This window comes from Duncaniella sp. B8 (genome assembly GCF_005304985.1).
GTDB lineage: Bacteria > Bacteroidota > Bacteroidia > Bacteroidales > Muribaculaceae > Duncaniella > Duncaniella muris.
The window spans coordinates 3,323,158-3,341,846 of record NZ_CP040121.1 but is presented as its reverse complement, the minus strand read 5'-3'; the positions used below and the strand labels follow the sequence as shown (position 1 = coordinate 3,341,846).

The following is an 18,689-nucleotide window of genomic DNA, read 5'->3' as shown; positions in this document are numbered from 1 at the left end:
CAGGAAAAGCAATGAAAAAAGGATCACCAGTCATTATAATTCTCATCGCAGTAATAATAGTTGTTATAGTCTCGCTGCTTCCTCTGTCAAAATGGAGTGGCGGACGCATCAAGGATTTCAGCCTTTTCAGCGATATACTGAAAGAGGTCGGTATTATGGAGGGTGAACCCTCATATGCAACCGCTGAAAACATCGACCCCGAACTTCTGAAAGCAGCCGCAGAAGCAGAAAAAGAAGCGGAAAAGGCTCCGCTGCCGGGCGAGCCGATTGACACGATCATCTCTCCGGTCAAACCGTCGAGGGTCGGTGATCTCGTCAGGGTTGAAGACTACACAACTCTCGGCACAGGCTTCACGAATTTGAAAAGTGCCATTTCCGAGGGCCGTCTTGCCCGCGTGGCCGTGGTTGGCGACAGCTATATCGAAGGAGATATCTTTACTCAGGATCTCCGCGAACTTTTCCAGGATGCTTATGGCGGCGAGGGCGTAGGCTATGTCAACATGCACTCCGATTTCCCCGGTTTCCGCCGTTCGGTAAAACAGGGCGGTTCCGGCTGGCAGTCATTCTCGGCCAACAAGAAGTCAGACAAGAAATATCTCGACCTTACCGAGCAATATTTCACCCCTAAAGGCACAGCTGTTTCCACCTATGCCGGAACATCGGCTTTCAAGCATACCGGATCGTGGTCGCGTTCACGTTTTCTTTTCATTTCGCCTGACGATATCACAATCAGTGTTAAAACTGACTCCGGTGAATGGGAAGAGCGCAATATATCGGCTTCGGAATCCGTTCAGTGTTTAGAGATCGCGCAGCCGGTCTCTGAATTCGGTCTCAAGGCTTCGTCCTCTTCCCTGATTGCTCTTGGCGTGTGGCTTGACGGCACTTCGGGTGTCAGTGTCGACTGCATGTCATCACGCGGTTTTTCTGGAATAACTCTGACCAAAATCAATCCGGATCTTTGCCACGAGATGGCCGAGGTCATAAATTATGATCTTATCATTCTTGAGTTCGGCATCAATGCCATGAGTGCCGGGCAGAAAGAATACAGTGTCTACTGCTCCCGCATGGTCGATGTGATAAACCATGTCAGATTCTGTTATCCTAATGCCGACATCCTTCTGATGGGTATCGGTGACCGTGGCGAGCGTCGCGGATCTAAAGTGCGCTCAATGGCGGTGGCTCCGGCCATGATTTCAGCCCAGCGTGACGCGGCGCGTCGTGCTCACTGCCTTTTCTGGGATACCCGTGAGGCTATGGGCGGCGAGGATGCAGTGGTGCAGTGGAGCTCCACCGGACTGATGAACAAGGATTATATCCATCTGACCCACAAGGGCGGGGCCCGCCTTGCAGGAGAACTGTTTAATGCAATTCAACACGATCTGAAATGAAATATATCTATAGCTCTCTCTTATCTTTGACTTTTGCAGCGCTCCCGGTGACTGTGGCAGCGCAGCTGCCGGCTGACGATCCGTCAGTCACAACTGAAATAACAGACTCTGACGAGGAGTTTGATTTGGCAGTGCGCCAGAACCCGGTTGAAATCCCTGACGAGGCTGATGATATTGACATCCCTATCCCCGGTTTTATCAAGCGTTCGTCCAATCACATTATATATAATGGCGCTGACTGGTCTAAGCTCCGCGCGGCCTTTGAAGGCAGCTTCCAGGCTCCGGTCTCGATTGTCCATATCGGTGACAGCCATGTACAGGCCGATATAAACACCGGCACCACACGCGAACTTCTGCAGTATGACTTCGGTAATGCCGGTCGCGGACTGATAGCACCTCTGCGTATATGCGGTACCAACCAGCCTAAAGACTATGTGTTTCAAAGCCGCAATTCGTGGAATGCTGTCAAACTGATGAGTCCGTCATGGGCTCAGACCGTAGGATTTACAGGCACTTCTATCCGTCCTTCAAGTTCGTCGAGCGAACTGACTATCGGAACTCTTGACACAGACGATTACAATCCTTTCACATCTGCCACCATTTTTCATAACGGCAAGCTGACCATCAAGGATGTTACGGATGAAAATGGCAATCCAGTGCATTTCAGAGCTGTTCCTTCTCGTGATTACACCCAGATAATTCTCGCGTCACTTGCCACTAAGATCAATGTGTCATTCGCATCGGCCGGTGACCTTACTCTCTATGGCGCCTCTCTCTCAGGCGATCGTCCGGGTGTGTTCTATCATGCTATAGGCAATAATGGAGCTACATATGACTCCTATAACCGGATCGGCAATGTGGGCGTTGGAATAAACCCTTTGCAGCCTAACCTTGTTATACTCTCGTTAGGCACAAACGAAGCCTTCGGCCGTAGAATTGACACCGCTTCCTTTACCCGCTCGATAGACCGGCTGGTCAAAAATATCCGGACTGCAAATCCTGATGCCCTTATTCTGCTGACAACTCCGATGGAATGTCACCGCAGTGTTTCCAAAACTCAGAAAGTCAGAGTGCGCAAGAAAGCCCGCAAGGGTCGTAAGGCCACTTACAGAACTGTGACAAAGTCAACACGCAGCTATGCTGTCAATGCCAACATAGCTCCTTTGCGCCAGGCTATTCTTGACTATGGAAAGAATAACGGAATCGCGGTATATGACTGGTATGAAGTGGCCGGAGGAAACGGAGCGAGCACATCATGGATAAACGCAAGTCTCTTTGCCAAAGACCGTGTGCATCATACCCACAAGGGCTATAACCTGCAGGGCCGGCTTATCTATGACGCTTTGATGGACGCTCTCCGCGAACAGCCTCGCAACTGATGCCGACAGCCATTTTGCCTCTTGACCTCAAAATCAGATAATAATAATTCTAACACATTATCTATTCTACTACGTTGGATTCCGTTGCTACACTGTTTGGCGATTTGCTCCAGAGATTGTCTTCGCTGCCTGAACGTCTTGAGATTGATCAGGTAGTTGATGTGTTACGCTATGACCCCATGCAGCCTCTGCTGTTTAATACAGGGCTTTTCCTTGTGCTCTTTGTCGCATTCCTCTGCATTTATAGGCTGGTGCGCGGTGTGCGTGTGCTTAAAATGGCGCTCGTCATACTGTTTTCGCTCTATTTCTATTATAAATCTTCCGGATTTTCGTGTTTGATTCTTCTCGGTGTGTGCGTGAGTGACTGGGTTCTTGGCCTGCTTATGGACAAGGCTGCATCAATGCAGCGCGGTTCGGATGCATTGCGCAGGCTGATAGTTTTTGTCAATGTCGCCGCCAATGTGGGGATGCTGGCTTATTTCAAATATTTCAATCTGATAGCCGACACATTGTCACATTTCACCACGATGGACATCCGCGTCGAGACCATATTGCTGCCTGCCGGAATTTCGTTTTTCACTTTCCGTTCGATAAGCTATATTGTCGATTTATACCGCGGGCAGCTGAAAGCCTGCCGCAACCTCCTTGACTATATTTTCTTCCTCACTTTCTTTCCGCCTCTGCTCGCAGGGCCTGTGGTCAGAGCTAAAGATATGCTCCCGCAGGTCTATTCCAACCCTGTGGCAACCCGCGATATGACATCGGAAGGCATATGGCTGATCATCACGGGCTTGATCAAGAAGGTGGTGATAGCTGATTTCATCAGCGGAAATTTTGTGGAGCGTGTTTTTGACAATCCGGCTCTTTATAGCGGGTTCGAGAATCTTATGGCCACCTTCGGCTTTACAGTCCAGCTCTATTGCGACTTTTCAGGCTACAGCGACATGGCTATCGGCATAGCCCTGCTTCTCGGATATCGATTCATGGAGAATTTCAATGCTCCTTTCAAGGCCCAGAACCCGACTGAATTCTGGCATCGCTGGCACATCTCGCTTTCAACCTGGCTGCGTGATTATGTCTATATTCCTCTCGGAGGCAATCGCTGTTCTCGCCCGCGCATGTATTTCAATCAGTTTGCCACAATGGTAATCGGCGGCCTCTGGCATGGCGCATCGTGGATGTATGTCATCTGGGGTGCTGTACACGGTGGACTGCTTGTGGTCCACAAGATGTATCGGCGTGTGATCTCGCTTGCGGCTTCTGACGCTGTGCTTACCGAGAGCGGCGAGATGGTGATGGTCGAGTCAGGTCCTTCGGCATTGTCGCGGTGGATGCGTCCGGTCAATATGATTCTAACCTTTGTCATGGTCTCTCTTACCTTCATGTTTTTCCGTGCTCCGTCGATGGACGATGTGGCTATGATGTGGCATCAGATCCTTTTTGACTTTCATCTGTCTGTCGCGCCTCAGTTCGTGGAAAGCTATCTGACCATAGTCCTGCTGATGATCGGAGGGTATATGATTCACATCACGCCCTCACGGATGACTCGCAGAGTCCGTTCGGTGTTTGAAGCCAGTCCGGCGTTTGTGCAGGCTGTCATTCTTGCATTGGTCATTCTTGTAGTTATCCAGGTGCGTCAGAGCGATATTGTTCCGTTTATATATCTTCAGTATTGATCCGTATGTCTATGTTGCGTTCAGCCTTGCTCTCTGCTTTCATGCTTTCAGCTTTTGTATCCGGGAATGTTTTCGCGCAGTCGCAGGCAACACCTGTAACTCCGGTCCGGGTTTCTCCGGCTATGTCCACCCCCGGCTCTCAGTGGCAGGGCTGTGAAGTCGGCTTTCTCGGAGACTCGATGAGCACACTCTGTGACACTACTGCCAACAAACGCTTTTATGACTATCTGCATAATCTGCTTGGTTTGACTCCTCATGTCTATGCACGGTCAGGATGGCAATGGAAAAATCTTCTCGGAGAAGTCGACAAACTGAAGCGCGATCATCCTGATGTTGATGCCGTGATGGTGTGGGCCGGGACCAACGACTATAACCACAGCTGCCCGATCGGTGAATTTTTTACCGAATCGACGGCTCAGGTGAATGCCAACGGAAAGATCGAAACCCGCCGCTGCCGCAGTCATGTGATGTCAGATTCTACTTTCTGCGGGCGGATCAACCTCCTGCTGTCAAAACTGAAACAGACTTTTCCTGACAGGCAGATAATACTTCTGACCCCCATTCACCGCGGTTTCGCCCGCTTCAGCCAAAGCAATGTGCAGCCTTCCGAGCAATACTCAAATGCGCTTGGACTGTATATTGACGATTATGTGCGTACTCTCCGCGAGGCCGGATCGGTGTGGAGTGTGCCGGTGATCGACCTCTATTCCATCAGCGGGCTCTATCCGGCTGACAGTGCTCATGACTGTTATATACAGAATCCGGAAACCGACCGCCTCCATCCCAACACCATCGGCCATTTCCGCCTTGCCCGCACACTCCAGTATCAACTGTTATCCCTCCCTGCAAAATTTTAATCAGGCAGATCCCGCGAGTCAGATTTGGAAGAGATCTTAAGGACAAGACTGTCAATTATAGTCGACACAGGTGGTTTCTGACTCTTTGATGGCAGTTCGGATGAAAAATTGCCAGGAATTTTAGTCAGGTTCTGAAAAAATAGTGTAACTTTGGGTTGTAAAAATTCTAACCCCCTAACACCACGTAAAACTATGTTCAGACCTGAAGACATTGAACTATTGAAAAACAAAGGAATAACTGAAGCCGAAGTCGAGGCGCAGCTCAAGCGTTTCGTTACAGGCTTTCCCTATTTGCAGATAAGCGATGCCGCCCGTGTAGGTGCCGGCATTTTCCGTCTTGACGAAGGTGAAATAGATGCCGCTCTTGACCGCTGGCATGAATATCTCGCACACGGCGGAGAAGTCTGCAAGTTTGTGCCCGCATCAGGCGCAGCTTCCCGAATGTTCAAAGCGCTGTTTGAATACGTCGACGGTGGAACTGATGAACTTAAAGAGGGGTCTCCTGTAGCCGCATTGCTCGCGAATGTCGACAAACTGCCTTTCCTGCCCGAACTTCGCGCGGCTGTAGAGCGTCTCTACGGCAAGACCCTTGACGAGATGCTGGCAGAAGGACGTAACCGCGATATTATCGCCGCTATTGTAAATCCCGAAGGTATGAACTATGGCGGACTCCCCAAAGGACTTCTTAAGTTCCACACCTATGCCGACGGATCTCGCACTCCGATAGAAGAACACCTTACCGAGGGCGCGCAGACAGCCGCTAATTCCAAAGGCATTGTCAATCTTCATTTTACCGTCTCGTCCAACCACCGCAAGCTGTTTGAAGAAAAACTTGCCGAAGTCATTCCTGCTACAGAGAAGCGTATGGGCGTGAAGTTCAATGTCAGCATGAGCGAACAGAAGCCATCGACCGATACGATTGCTGTCAACCCGGACAACACTCCGTTTGTTGAAGACGGTCATCTTCTTTTCCGTCCCGGCGGCCACGGCGCACTGATCCAGAACCTCAACGACATCGAATCGGCGGTTGTTTTCATCAAGAACATTGACAACGTGGTTCCTGACTCAAAGAGGGCCGATACGATCCGTTACAAAGAAGTGCTCGGCGGCCTTCTTCTCGAAGTTCATGACCAGATAGAAGAGGATCTTCTCGCGATTGACCAGAAACTCTACACATCTGATGATATCAAACGTATGCTTGACTATCTCAACAACGTGCTCAACGTCCGCGATGCCAAACTCGAAGGAATGGATGATGATGCTGTGGTGGAATATATCAAGGCAAAACTCAACCGCCCGCTGCGTGTCTGCGGCATGGTGCGCAACGAAGGCGAACCCGGCGGCGGTCCGTTCATTGCCCGCAACCCCGACGGCTCGACCTCTCCGCAGATTCTCGAAAGTAATCAGGTGGACCCGAATAACGAAGCCTATATGAAGATGATGGCATCGGCTACACATTTCAATCCCGTTGACCTTGTCTGCTACATCAAAGACATCCACGGAAAGAAGTTCGATCTTCCCTCTTATGTCGATCCGGCAACCGGTTTCATCTCTTCAAAGTCAAGCCACGGCAAAGAACTTCGTGCAATGGAGCTGCCCGGCCTTTGGAATGGTGCCATGAGCGACTGGAACACGGTGTTTGTCGAAGTGCCCATCTCAACATTCAATCCGGTCAAGACAGTCAACGATCTTCTCCGTCCGGCTCATCAGAACTGATGTGAAACAAATATTCCCGTCCGGCTCCGCGGCTGTCAACTGATAACTGCAGAGCCGGATGAGAATTTTGCAAAATCCTTATCCCTCTCTCGCTTGTTATAAATTCATACAAATTCACATTCAGCCTCACTCTACAAAAAATATTATGAGCAAGAGAGATGAAATAAAGAAGATCTGGCTTGAGTGCTTCCAGGACCCCAGACCATATGTCGACATGTATTTCGATCAGGTCTATCGCGATGACGAGGCGCTTTTGCTGTGCGATCAGTCTGACGCTCCGGTGAGCAGCCTGATGCTCCAGCGTTACCTCATGTCATTCCACGGGTCGGAACCGTCTGTAAGTTATATAGCCGGAGCGGCCACACGGCGCGCACGGCGCGGACAGGGGTTCATGTCACGGCTGATGCAGATGGCTCTTGAAGAATCAGCTTCGCGCGGTGATATGCTGTGCACATTGATTCCGGCCAGTGAGGCTCTTTATTTCTTCTATCGCAGATACGGATTTTCGACTGTGTTTTTCACCAAGGAACAAAGGTTCACAGCGTTCCACTCATTTCCGGTGAGTGGCGAATATCATCTTTTCCCTGAAGAAACGAGCGATGAGGTATGGTGTGCTTTCGACCGTTTCCAGCATCAGCGCAAATGCTATGTGCTTCATTCGAGGCGCGATTTCTACAATATCCTGTCCGACCTGAAGTCTGACGGCGGAAGTTTTGTAGTCATGGCCCGCGATGATGAAGACCGTGGCAGCCAGATAGTCTCAATGGCATGGGGCGTGGTTTCAGACGGGTTGTTGCTGGTAAAGGATGTGGTGGGTGAGGACAGCGACAGCCGTGCGGCCGCACTGCGCCAGTTGCGTTGCCTCTACACCGATACTCCGGTGCTTCTTCTCGGACACCCCGACGATTCGATGGGAGGCCGCCTGATGCCTCGCGGAATGGGGCGTCTGGTCAATGTGGAGAAAGCGTTGTCAGCCATCGCTGCTGCAGATCCTGGATTTTCATGCAGCATACGGGTGAGCGACAAGCTGCTGCCGGACTATAACTCGCATACTTTCATTATAAAGAAGGGCTTGTGTGTGACAGATGATTCCTATTGCGGTAAACTTGATTTCGATGTTACAGTCGAAGTTCTCACAGACATCATCTTCAGTTCATCGGCTATAGGCTCGATCATACGCTTCCCCTCGGTACGCCCTATGATAAGCCTGATGCTTGACTGACGGTATTTTAGAAATATTAGAAGTTGTTTAAAAACAACCTCTTAAAACAAAAACAACAGATATGATCATCAATTCAGCCCGTTTTGTAGTCTCTAATCCCACGGTTGGCAAATGTCCCGCCGACACGCGTCACGAATATGCCTTCATAGGCCGAAGTAATGTCGGCAAATCGTCTTTGATCAATATGCTTGCGGGCAACAGAAGTCTTGCCAAGACATCATCGACTCCGGGAAAGACAATGCTGATCAACCACTTTCTGGTCAATGACAGCTGGTATATAGTCGATCTTCCCGGCTATGGCTTCGCACAGCGTGGCAAATCGCAGCGTGAGCAGCTGGAGAAAATGATACGTGGCTATATCCTTAACCGTGCCCAGATGACCAACCTGTTTGTACTGATCGACTCCCGCCACAAGCCGATGAAGATCGATCTCGAATTTTTCAACTGGCTCGGTGAAAACGGAGTGCCTTTTGCCATCGTGTTTACAAAACTCGATAAACTCGGCACGCAGGCCGGCAAAAGGAATGTGGAGGAATACTGCCGCATTCTGCTGGAAACATGGGAAGAACTGCCGCCGGTGTTCCTGACATCAAGTGAAACCGGTCGCGGGCGAGATGAAATACTCGATTATATCGAGCAACTTAACAGTCTTCCGGTCGGATCTGATACCGGAGAGTGAACCCCGAAGCCTTCCCGGATGTTAAATATACAAAATTAAAATCTTTTGATTATGGATAAGAAAAACGCACAGAAACCGGGAGTGAAGCCTGCCGAAGAATACCGTGGAGTGGACGTCAATGTGTCAGACAATGATAAGGTCACTCCGGAAATGGTCAAGAAAGATGTCAAGGAGCTAAACAATAATCCGCGTAACGACGATATGGACGATATGTAGCCCTGCGGCCTCTGGAAGAGATATTGCAAATAAAAGCGATTTTTCGTAACTTTGTAAGTTAGTAAAAAAATCGCTTTTTGATTGTTGTATGAGACAGATTTTAGCAGTATCTTTTTGCCTTTTAGCAGCAGCCGGGATGTTCGGACAGCCGCTCTGGACCGGCAACATATCCGAAGTTGTCAGAGTGGAGGCTTCTTCGGCATCCGGTCTTGAAGGTGTCTATGTGCTTGACGGCCTTTCGGGCGTCTCGGTGTCCTGCCAGACAACAGAGGAAGAAGCTCCGTCCATACGCTGGTATCGCTATTCCTCTCTTGGTGGTGGTTATGCCGAAGAACTTTCCGACGTCAGAGTAGACGGCGCATCATCTGTACTCACAAAAATCGAAAGCGATATGGGGTATATTGTCGAACATCCTGATGGCCGCAGGGAATGCTTCTGGGTCATAGATTATAACCGCCATCCGTTTTCATTGACTTCGATCGTGCCATCAGCCGAACGTGATTGCCAGCGGATAGCCCTTGATGTGATCGGGATGGGAGAGGAAATGGCCTACTATGGCATCAACGGCCGGCGTTTCACTCTTGATAGGGGAATCCGCCTCAGTTACCATACTCTTACGCCCGATGAAGAAGCTCTGATGTTTCACCAGACAGAGACTGCGGTTGATTTTGCGTCACTTCCGGCAGTAATGCGTGCACCGGCTCCGCTTTGTGCTACGAAATTCACTGTTGAAGGCGACCGTTTCCTGCGCGCATGGGGTCATGCCGAAGAATTTACAAGCGGTTCAGTGGAACCATATGCAGTCAGCGGCCTGACAAAGATCACTCAGAATGTCCGTAGCGCAGATAATGAAGTGGCCCAGAATCCGTCAGGAACGTCGTTCGGCGGATCGGCTCCGTGTGAACTGGAGTTTGAGGCCGCTGTGACTGACGGTGCACTGTTTCATGAATGGCAATTCTCCCGCTACCCTGAATTCGACGATGTCAGTCTGCGTATACAGGACCTGAATTTCGCATATACGTTTAATGACGAAGGTGTCACCTATCTCCGTTTTGTCTGTGCCAATTCAGACGGGTCATGCGAATATACCGGCGAAGTCTACACCGTCTCCATCGGCGCGTCAATGCTTAAATGCCCCAATGCGTTTTCGCCAAACGGCGATGGCGTGAATGACGAATGGAAAGTGAGCTATTCAAGCCTTGTCTCTTTCGAGTGTCACATATTTGACCGTTATGGACATGAAATTACATCATTTACCGATCCTTCTCACGGATGGGACGGGAAATACAAAGGCAAGACCGTTCCGTCCGGCGCATATTTTTATGTCATCAAGGCCAAAGGCTCGGATGGCAGGAATTATGAACTTTCGGGTGACATAAACATTGTTAACTACAAGTAGGCATACAATCAGAATGTGCCTGCAACTGATATAAAACACAATCTGAACAACTTTTTTACCACTTTCTATGAATAACAATAAAAAGCTGTTTCTATATTCGTCAGTAGGTCTCACATTTCTGGCGCTTGTCGCATCATCCGAGCGGATTGCCGCAGTTACTTCTGCTCCTGAAGCTCCGGTAGAGACTCAGACTGCTGAATTCTCGACCGTAGTAAATCCGTCCATTCCGTCATCTGTGACATTTGCCGGAAAGAAAGTGGATCTTGATCCTACCCATATGTGGGAGCGACTTGACCGGGAACTGACAGCCATGACCTATACCCACGGGAATACGTTGCTTGGCATAAAACGAGCAAACCGTTACTTTCCGATATTGGCCCCGATACTGAAGAAAAACGGTATTCCGTCTGACATGATCTATCTCGCGGTCATCGAAAGCACCCTCAATCCGCGGGCCCTTTCTCCGGCAAAAGCCGGAGGTCTGTGGCAGTTGATGCCTGCAACAGGCAAAGAATACGGCCTTGAGGTCAACGAAGATGTTGATGAACGCTATGATCCCGTAAAAGCCACTGAGGCTGCTTCGCGCTATCTGAAAAACGCTTATGCCAAATATGGCAACTGGGAGTCTGTGGCGGCAAGCTACAATGGAGGCATGGCCCGTATTTCAAAGGAGCTCGGATCGCAGCAGGTCGATTCTGCATATGATCTCTATCTTGCCGATGAAACCATGCGCTATATATTCCGTATGCTCGCCATGAAACTTATAATGGAAAACCCATCGGCTTATGGCTTCAATCTGACTGCCGACCAGCTCTATCAGCCTATTGAATACAAAGTGGTGGAGGTTAATACTCCTGTCGATGACTGGGTTGCATGGGCTAAAAAGCAAGGTATAGACTATCTCACTCTGCGCGAACACAATCCGTGGATACGCTCAAAAACACTTCCGAACAAAAGCGGAAAGACATATAAAGTCAGCATACCAATCCGCGATTCCCTTTCACGCTCGCGCCAGAAAGTCAAAGTCTACAATCCGGCGTGGGTGGTGGCAGACTGACACAGGACTCCACGCTTTACTGACTGACCTGCCGTATTTGTAAATAACAGAAATGAGCACAGCAAACAATAACGAAACAACAGAAAATAAGCCGGACCGCGCTTCAGCATCCTCTTTGAGTGTGCTTGGAGCGCGTGTCCACAATCTGAAAAACATAGATGTAGATATTCCCCATAACTCTCTTGCGGTCATCACCGGACTGAGTGGCAGCGGGAAGTCGTCATTGGCTTTCGATACTATTTTCGCCGAAGGCCAGCGCCGTTACATAGAGACTTTCTCTGCCTATGCCAGAAATATGCTCGGTAATCTCGAACGTCCTGACGTTGACAAAATCACAGGCCTTAGTCCGGTGATAGCCATCGAGCAGAAGACTGTCAACAGGAATCCGCGAAGCACCATAGGCACTACAACAGAAGTCTATGACTTTCTCCGTCTGCTCTATTCAAGAGTGGGGACGGCGGTAAGCTATGTCACAGGCGAACCGATGATAAAATATACCAGGGATCAGATTGTCAATCTGATCCTGCAACGATATGACGGGCACAAGATCTATATACTCGCACCTTTGGTAAAGAATCGCAAGGGGCATTACAAGGAACTTTTCGAGCAATTGCGCAAGAAGGGTTTTCTGACTGTGCGCGTAGACGGAGAGCTCCGCGATCTGACGCTCAACATGATGCTTGACCGCTACAAGAATCATGATATAGAGCTTGTGATCGATCGGCTGAAAGTCTCGGCCAAAGATCTTACCCGGCTTGAATCAACCGTTGCCGATGCCCTGCGCCAAGGTGAGCGCCAGGTGATGATCTATGATGTAGAAGATGACTCTGCTGCCTATTTCTCCCAGACTCTCATGGACCCGGCCAGCGGAATCTCATACCGTGAGCCTGCGCCCCACAACTTTTCATTCAACTCTCCGCTCGGAGCCTGCCCCTGCTGCAAGGGGCTTGGTTATGTCAATATAGTAGACCGCAACAAAATCATCCCCAATCCCTCACTTTCGATCCATGAAGGAGCCATATTGCCGCTCGGCAAGTACAAGAATTCCGTAATATTCTGGCAGATCGACGCAATATGCAAAAAATACGGATGTACGATAAAGACTCCGGTCAAGGATCTCCCTGAAGAAGCTGTCGGCGAGATTCTTAACGGCACCAACGAGCGCCTTGTGATTGAAAATGACACAATGGCCACATACAATTATTTCAACACCTATGAAGGTCTTGTGAAGTATATCGAGATGCAGCAGGGCGACGATGCCTCCGCGGCTGCTCGCAAGTGGAGCGAGGGTTTCTTCTCGCGGGCAGAATGTCCGGAGTGCAAGGGAGACCGCCTGAACCGGGAGGCGCTTCACTTCTTCATAGACGGGAAGAACATAGCCCAGCTTTGCCGCCTTGACATTTCGGATCTCTATGAATGGTCAAAGGATGTCGAGTCAAGGCTGTCGCCGACCCAGGCAATCATAGCGCGTGAGATCATGAAAGAGATCCGCTCAAGGCTGAAATTCCTCGTGGACGTAGGTCTGGACTATCTGCAGCTCAACCGCGCTTCTGCCACACTTTCAGGAGGCGAAAGCCAGCGCATCAGGCTTGCCACACAGCTTGGCTCGCAACTTGTCAATGTGCTTTACATCCTTGACGAACCGTCAATCGGACTGCATCAGCGTGACAACCGCCGACTGATCGACTCGCTCAAGCAACTTCGCGATGCGTCAAATTCCATCCTTGTGGTGGAGCATGACAAGGATATCATGCTTGATGCCGACTATATAGTGGACATCGGTCCGAAGGCCGGCCGAAAAGGTGGAGAAGTAGTCTTTGCCGGAACTCCGGCTGAAATGCTTTCAAAGGATACTCTTACGGCAAACTATCTTAATGGCAAACTGTCGATTCCTCTCAGAGACAAGCCCAGGAAGGGCAACGGGCAGAAACTCGTTTTGCGCGGAGCCAAGGGTAACAATCTCAAGGATGTCACTCTTACACTCCCGCTCGGCCGTTTCATATGCGTGTCAGGCGTTTCGGGAAGCGGGAAGTCCTCGCTGATCAATTCAACGCTGCAGCCTATACTGAGTCAGAAATTCTTTCGTTCGCAGACAGCTCCGCTGCCTTATGACAAAATTGAAGGGATTGAAAATATCGACAAGGTAGTCACTGTCGATCAGTCTCCTTTGGGGAAATCGCCGCGCTCTAATCCCGCTACATATACGGGGGTGTTCACGGCTATACGCGATCTATATGCATCGCTGTCAGAAGCTAAGATCAGAGGCTATCGTCCGGGGCGTTTCTCTTTCAATGTGGCCGGCGGACGTTGTGAGACTTGTTCAGGAAACGGCTACAAAACTATAGAGATGAACTTCCTGCCGGATGTGCTTGTGCCTTGCGAAACCTGCGGCGGAAAGCGCTACAACCGCGAGACGCTTGAAGTACGTTTCAAGGGGAAGTCGATCGCTGATGTTCTTGACATGACGATAAACCAGGCAGTAGAGTTTTTTGCCGGAATTCCTGCGATTCTGAACAAGATTCAGGTCTTGCGCGATATCGGGCTCGGTTATATCAAGCTCGGCCAACCGTCATCCACACTGTCCGGCGGTGAAAATCAGCGAGTGAAACTTGCCACAGAACTTTCACGCCGTGACACCGGAAAGACTCTTTTCATACTTGACGAGCCTACCACAGGCCTGCACTTTGACGATATAAGAGTGTTGCTATCGGTGTTAAACAGGCTTGTAGACAAAGGGAATACCGTGCTTGTCATCGAGCATAATCTCGATGTGGTATGTGCGGCCGACCATGTTATTGACATGGGCCCCGGAGGTGGTAAAAACGGCGGCCATATCATTACCACCGGCACTCCCGCGCAGGTTGCAAAGTCTGATTCTCCGACGGCGCCTTTTATCCGCGAGGTGCTTGAAGGAGTGCAAAAGGATCGGTCAGACAGCAAACCCTAACGACTATAGAGCGGCTTGATCCGCTGGCGGACAGCCCGTTTGCGCTCCTGCTGGATCTGTCTGCGCATACGGCGGTTCAGAATGGGGCGCTCTTCCTCTTCAGGCTCGGTTGACTCTGATTCAGAAGATGCTGTATTGCCGTTATTGTCCATCGGTCTGCTGGTTTCGTCTTTGCCGGAGGAAGCGGCGGTCGGCTGTCCGGATTTGCGTTTTGATGAAATTTCTCTGGCACGTTGAGATCGCCTGATGGCTTTGTCGATTTCGGGGCGAAGCAGATTGAACATCAGCAGAACGGAAGGATCGGTATATTCATCCGGCTCTGCTCCACTGGTTATGTAGGAGTCTACAGTCGCGATGGCTTCTTCGATTAATGACGGGCGGTTCAGGCTGAATGAAAATCTGATGCGGTCGCAGATTTCAGAATAAAATTTTCTAGAAACGGGGAGTGATGACTTTTTCATAAGTACGGAGTGTTTTTTTGCGCAAATTTAGCTTATGAAAAAGCCGATTTAGTGCGATAATGCGGGAAGGTAAAGATAATCACCGGCATCCTTGCCGGAGCCTTTGTAGAAAGGCCCTGTCGGGGATGCCGGTGATCAGACTTCTTGTGAGAAGTGGGAGAATGAGTTTTTAGCGCTGGGCGTGGTAGGAGAATACCTTGATTTTGCCGTTGTCAATGTAATAGGCGGAATTGGAATCATTGGCATTCTGCTGCTGGGCTGCGTTGGTGTTCGGCCTGTTGACGCGCATATTGTGTCTGCGGTCCCCTTTTTTACCGTTTTTATGCTTGGCCTGTGCCATTTTGCCGTGACGGGGGCCACCCTTCAATGCCTGATCAACATAGTTGTTTTCAAGGAACTGCGGCTCAAGCCGAAAGCACGGTGCATATGTTAAATTGGGCAATTAGAAGTGTTAAATTTTTAGGCGTAGAGTTTGACTAATCGGAAGATGAAGAAGTCGCGGTCCCGGACACCACGCATTTGTGAGCGAAATATTTTGACTTTAGAGTTGAATGCCTCGGCAGAGGCATTGGTCGCACGACGACGGAAATAGTTCAGGATTGTTGGGGCGTGGTTCTTGAATGTTTTGATTACCGAGCGGAAGTTGTTGTTACCCAATGCCATTACCTTTTCATACCACTTGTTCATCCTCCCCATGGCTTTTGTCGGTGAGATTTTAGCGTTGAAAATCTTGCGCAGCTCCATCGCAAGGCTGTATGCAGCCTTCAATATTGGATAGTATTTGAACAGTATGTTGACACGATGGCGCTGTATGTCAGTCCATTTGTTCTGCGACATCATCAGAGTGTGTTTGCTGCGAGCCAGTATCTGGCGCATGGTCTCTCCGTTGGAGTACGTTACCGGCGGTTCGGACTTGTTGCGGTTGTTTTCCTCTGCGATGAGCTGTCGGCGAATGTCAATGCGGATTTCGTCAACGGCCTCATTATAGACCTGTTGGACATGAAAACGGTCGTTGACTACATGGGCGTTATAGAACACTTCTGCGGCTATGAGCATCATTGATGGCGAGAGATCGCAGGTCACTTCCTTGACCCTGCGTCTGATTGATTTCTCCATAGCTCCGATGAGTATGGATATAATTTCGTCACTCTTTGTTCCGGGAATGGCTGCCGCAAGTGTTCCCTTGCCTCCGTGGCCGTCCTTGTTGGTCAGGAACGTCCATACCTCCCCGTTGCTCAGACACGTCTCATCAAGACTCATGTAAGGGCCGATATTATCGGCGTTGAAATAGAACCCACAGCCAAGCTCCTGTTCGCACCAGTCGGCGTAACCGCTTATCTTATTGCGGTACAAGTCGGCAAAATGTTTGCCGTTGACGCAGTACATCTGCGCTATCTGTTTAATCGACAGGGCTGTCGTCTCCACCTTCGTCTTTTAAAAAAGCCACGAACTCGGCGCTGAGTCGTGTTCCTTCCTCGTTGGGAAGTTCGAGATTGTAGCTGAAGATTTCGTTGGTCTGCCTGTCCCACCACTTGTTCTTGCGCATGTGAAGAAATACAGGCCGTCCACGCATCGGATAGTCCTGTATTGTTACATAATCCGTATAGCCTCGCGCTACGATATTTGGATTACGATAGTCTTCATCAGACAGTTTCTTCTTTTCGTCAAGCCATATGTCATAGGACTGTTCCGTGCGCTCGAAGCGCACCATTTCAAATAGTTCGTCCATGCCCTCGGGCAGGCACATCCATATTGCATCTGCGGTTTTCATGCCACAAATTTAACACTTTTCTCAAAATTCATGCACCGTGCTTTCGGCTTGACCCGGAACTGCACATATTGCTCAGGTGTCAGGATGTTCTTTACCTTGGCAAGATAATCGCGGCGGTTCTGGATCATTTTCTGCCGGTTTTCAGCCCGTTTGGCCTGCTTTTCAGCCTTGGCCTGAGCTTTGTCTTTTTTCTCTGCTTTATCTTTGCAGCAGTCTTTCTTTGGAGCAATGGACTGGAGTTCGGTTTTCTGCTGTTCCGTCAGGTTCAGACCTTCGAATGGATTTGGGCGGACAGCTTTGTTTGCTTTGCCTGCTTTGGTACATTCGGTCTTGGGGTTGTCGCATGTCTGAGTGTTTGCGGGTGACTGTGCAGTGGCGGTAATGCCTAAGGTTGATGCCAGGATGATTGCTACGCTTAAAAGAGTCTTTTTCATTGTTGTCTTATTTATTATTATTGTTTTTAAACGACCTCTAAAAGCCGTTGCCGGCCAATCGTTTTTGGTGCGATTTATTCTTATGACAACTGTGGCCGGATATGGTTTAATGCGTAATTGCTTGATTTAACAAAGTTTGTAACAATGGTTAAATTCTATGTGGATATGGCCTCAGATCTGGAATTGTCGAAGAGAAACAGTGTATTGGTCGAGAGTTATTTGACATTTAAGCGGAAAAATGCTAATTTTGCACTTGTATAGCCTCGATTGGCAGTAAACTTATTTTAATTAGCATGAAAACAATAGGCAAATTACTATTTATAAGCTCATTGGCTCTTACAGCGTCATGCGGGAGCGGCAATAAGTGGCATCTTGAAGGACGCATTGACGGACTTGGCGAAAATGATCTTGTTGTGCTTGAAGGCAATAACCAGGGCTACTGGTATCCGATGGACACTATTGAGATCAAAGGAAACGGATCGTTCAGCTACAGCCGTGATGCGCAAGGCTACCCCGATATTTATCGTCTGCGGATAGGGGAGAAGTCTCTCTATTTCCCGATTGACAGCATCGAGACTCTCAAAATCACAGCCCAGGCGCCTGATATCGATGCAAACCACAGCCTTTCAGGTACTCCTCAGGCTGCAAATCTCGAACACGTAGACAGCCTGCTCAGAGCGGAAACAGCATCCGGCAATGTGCAGTCCGTCACCTCTAATGCAGATCTCAAACGCGAACTCGGCAAAATGATTCTCGCCGATCCTGCCGGTATAGTACCTTATTATATTATAAGCAAGCGGGTGGGCGGCCAGCCTCTGTTCAATCCTGCCGTGAAGGAAGACCTGCGCATTATCGGCGCTGTGGCCAACGCGTTCAACGAGCAGCGCCCATCTGATCCGCGCACAACCTATCTGCGCAATCTCTTCATCAGCAACCGCCCGAAATCAGGGAAAGTCAATGAAGAGAATGTGGCGTATGCAAATGAAGTCCGCGCATTTGATATCAATCTTTTTGACAATGAAGGGAAGAGGCATTCTCTGCTTGATCTCACATCGAAAGGCAACGTGGTTATTCTGAATTTCACCGCCTATACTGCCGAAGATTCGCCTGCGTTCAACGTGATGCTCAACAATGTCTATCAGAAATATCATCAGCAGGGACTTGAAATATTCCAGGTGGCATTTGACAGCGATGAATATGCCTGGAAGCAGACAGCAAAGAACCTGCCCTGGATTACGGTGCTCAACGGCGCTGCTGATGGCGATAAGGCTCTCCGTGACTACAATGTAGGCTCTCTTCCCGCCGTTTTTATTTTCGACCGCAACGGAGATGTGGTCGAGCGTGTGACAGACATGAGCACTCTTGATTCTTCAGTGGCCCGCCGCCTCTGAACGAATAATGACTGACACTTAGAAACGTATAGCGACATATAGCGACTGGGTTGAAAACATTTTATCGGATTCTGCGCTTTATTCTTGTGATAATAT

16 protein-coding genes are annotated in these 18,689 nt (G+C 49.5%); 12 read left to right on the top strand and 4 right to left on the bottom strand.

Annotated features, from left to right (window positions below; genetic code table 11):
• Nucleotides 1-11 precede the first annotated feature (11 nt).
• The 11 genes from FDZ78_RS14285 (at nucleotide 12) to uvrA (ending at nucleotide 14,536) form a co-directional block, all read left to right on the top strand.
• Nucleotides 12-1,388: a GDSL-type esterase/lipase family protein gene (locus tag FDZ78_RS14285; protein WP_124075623.1), complete on the top strand. Its 1,377-nt coding sequence runs from the start codon at nucleotides 12-14 to the stop codon at nucleotides 1,386-1,388.
• Nucleotides 1,385-2,767 (top strand): GDSL-type esterase/lipase family protein, encoded by a 1,383-nt coding sequence (locus tag FDZ78_RS14280; protein ID WP_123398878.1) that lies wholly within the window; start codon nucleotides 1,385-1,387, stop codon nucleotides 2,765-2,767. Before FDZ78_RS14285 ends, FDZ78_RS14280 begins: the two co-directional genes overlap by 4 nt.
• Before the next feature lie 104 nt (nucleotides 2,768-2,871).
• Nucleotides 2,872-4,443 (top strand): MBOAT family protein, encoded by a 1,572-nt coding sequence (locus FDZ78_RS14275; RefSeq protein ID WP_240597609.1) that lies wholly within the window; start codon nucleotides 2,872-2,874, stop codon nucleotides 4,441-4,443.
• A gap of 5 nt (nucleotides 4,444-4,448) precedes the next feature.
• Nucleotides 4,449-5,300: an SGNH/GDSL hydrolase family protein gene (locus FDZ78_RS14270; protein ID WP_240743518.1), complete on the top strand. Its 852-nt coding sequence runs from the start codon at nucleotides 4,449-4,451 to the stop codon at nucleotides 5,298-5,300.
• Nucleotides 5,301-5,492: 192 nt separating this feature from the next.
• Nucleotides 5,493-7,016, top strand: a complete 1,524-nt coding sequence (locus FDZ78_RS14265; RefSeq protein WP_136408820.1) for a DUF4301 family protein — start codon at nucleotides 5,493-5,495, stop codon at nucleotides 7,014-7,016.
• Nucleotides 7,017-7,161: 145 nt separating this feature from the next.
• Nucleotides 7,162-8,238, top strand: coding sequence for a GNAT family N-acetyltransferase (locus FDZ78_RS14260; RefSeq protein WP_160631156.1), 1,077 nt, complete (start codon nucleotides 7,162-7,164; stop codon nucleotides 8,236-8,238).
• A 61-nt stretch (nucleotides 8,239-8,299) separates the two neighbouring features.
• Complete coding sequence (gene yihA / locus FDZ78_RS14255) at nucleotides 8,300-8,917, top strand: ribosome biogenesis GTP-binding protein YihA/YsxC (protein ID WP_107031377.1); 618 nt, start codon at nucleotides 8,300-8,302, stop codon at nucleotides 8,915-8,917.
• 51 nt (nucleotides 8,918-8,968) lie between these two features.
• Nucleotides 8,969-9,133: a hypothetical protein gene (locus FDZ78_RS14710; protein ID WP_160631154.1), complete on the top strand. Its 165-nt coding sequence runs from the start codon at nucleotides 8,969-8,971 to the stop codon at nucleotides 9,131-9,133.
• A gap of 88 nt (nucleotides 9,134-9,221) precedes the next feature.
• Complete coding sequence (locus tag FDZ78_RS14250) at nucleotides 9,222-10,532, top strand: gliding motility-associated C-terminal domain-containing protein (RefSeq protein ID WP_123398881.1); 1,311 nt, start codon at nucleotides 9,222-9,224, stop codon at nucleotides 10,530-10,532.
• Nucleotides 10,533-10,599: 67 nt separating this feature from the next.
• Nucleotides 10,600-11,589, top strand: a complete 990-nt coding sequence (locus FDZ78_RS14245) for a lytic transglycosylase domain-containing protein (protein ID WP_136408818.1) — start codon at nucleotides 10,600-10,602, stop codon at nucleotides 11,587-11,589.
• 52 nt (nucleotides 11,590-11,641) lie between these two features.
• Nucleotides 11,642-14,536, top strand: a complete 2,895-nt coding sequence (gene uvrA / locus FDZ78_RS14240; RefSeq protein WP_123398883.1) for an excinuclease ABC subunit UvrA — start codon at nucleotides 11,642-11,644, stop codon at nucleotides 14,534-14,536.
• Here uvrA and FDZ78_RS14235 read toward each other — a convergent pair.
• From FDZ78_RS14235 to FDZ78_RS14220, 4 genes are all read right to left on the bottom strand, one after another.
• Nucleotides 14,533-14,997, bottom strand: coding sequence for a hypothetical protein (locus FDZ78_RS14235; RefSeq protein ID WP_123398884.1), 465 nt, complete (start codon nucleotides 14,995-14,997; stop codon nucleotides 14,533-14,535). The genes uvrA and FDZ78_RS14235 overlap by 4 nt on opposite strands.
• Nucleotides 14,998-15,456: 459 nt before the next feature.
• Nucleotides 15,457-16,422 carry a transposase gene (locus FDZ78_RS14230; RefSeq protein ID WP_240740261.1) on the bottom strand — a complete coding sequence of 322 codons (966 nt, stop codon included), beginning with the start codon at nucleotides 16,420-16,422 and terminating at the stop codon, nucleotides 15,457-15,459.
• Nucleotides 16,397-16,768: a transposase family protein gene (locus FDZ78_RS14225; RefSeq protein WP_107037111.1), complete on the bottom strand. Its 372-nt coding sequence runs from the start codon at nucleotides 16,766-16,768 to the stop codon at nucleotides 16,397-16,399. Before FDZ78_RS14225 ends, FDZ78_RS14230 begins: the two co-directional genes overlap by 26 nt.
• On the bottom strand, nucleotides 16,765-17,202 hold the full coding sequence (locus FDZ78_RS14220) for a Spy/CpxP family protein refolding chaperone (RefSeq protein WP_137426217.1): 438 nt from the start codon (nucleotides 17,200-17,202) through the stop codon (nucleotides 16,765-16,767). Before FDZ78_RS14220 ends, FDZ78_RS14225 begins: the two co-directional genes overlap by 4 nt.
• Nucleotides 17,203-17,495: 293 nt before the next feature.
• Between FDZ78_RS14220 and FDZ78_RS14215 the strand changes: the two genes are divergently transcribed.
• The gene (locus FDZ78_RS14215) at nucleotides 17,496-18,593 is read left to right on the top strand and encodes a TlpA disulfide reductase family protein (protein WP_123398885.1); all 1,098 of its coding nucleotides are present in this window, start codon (nucleotides 17,496-17,498) and stop codon (nucleotides 18,591-18,593) included.
• Nucleotides 18,594-18,689 lie beyond the last annotated feature (96 nt).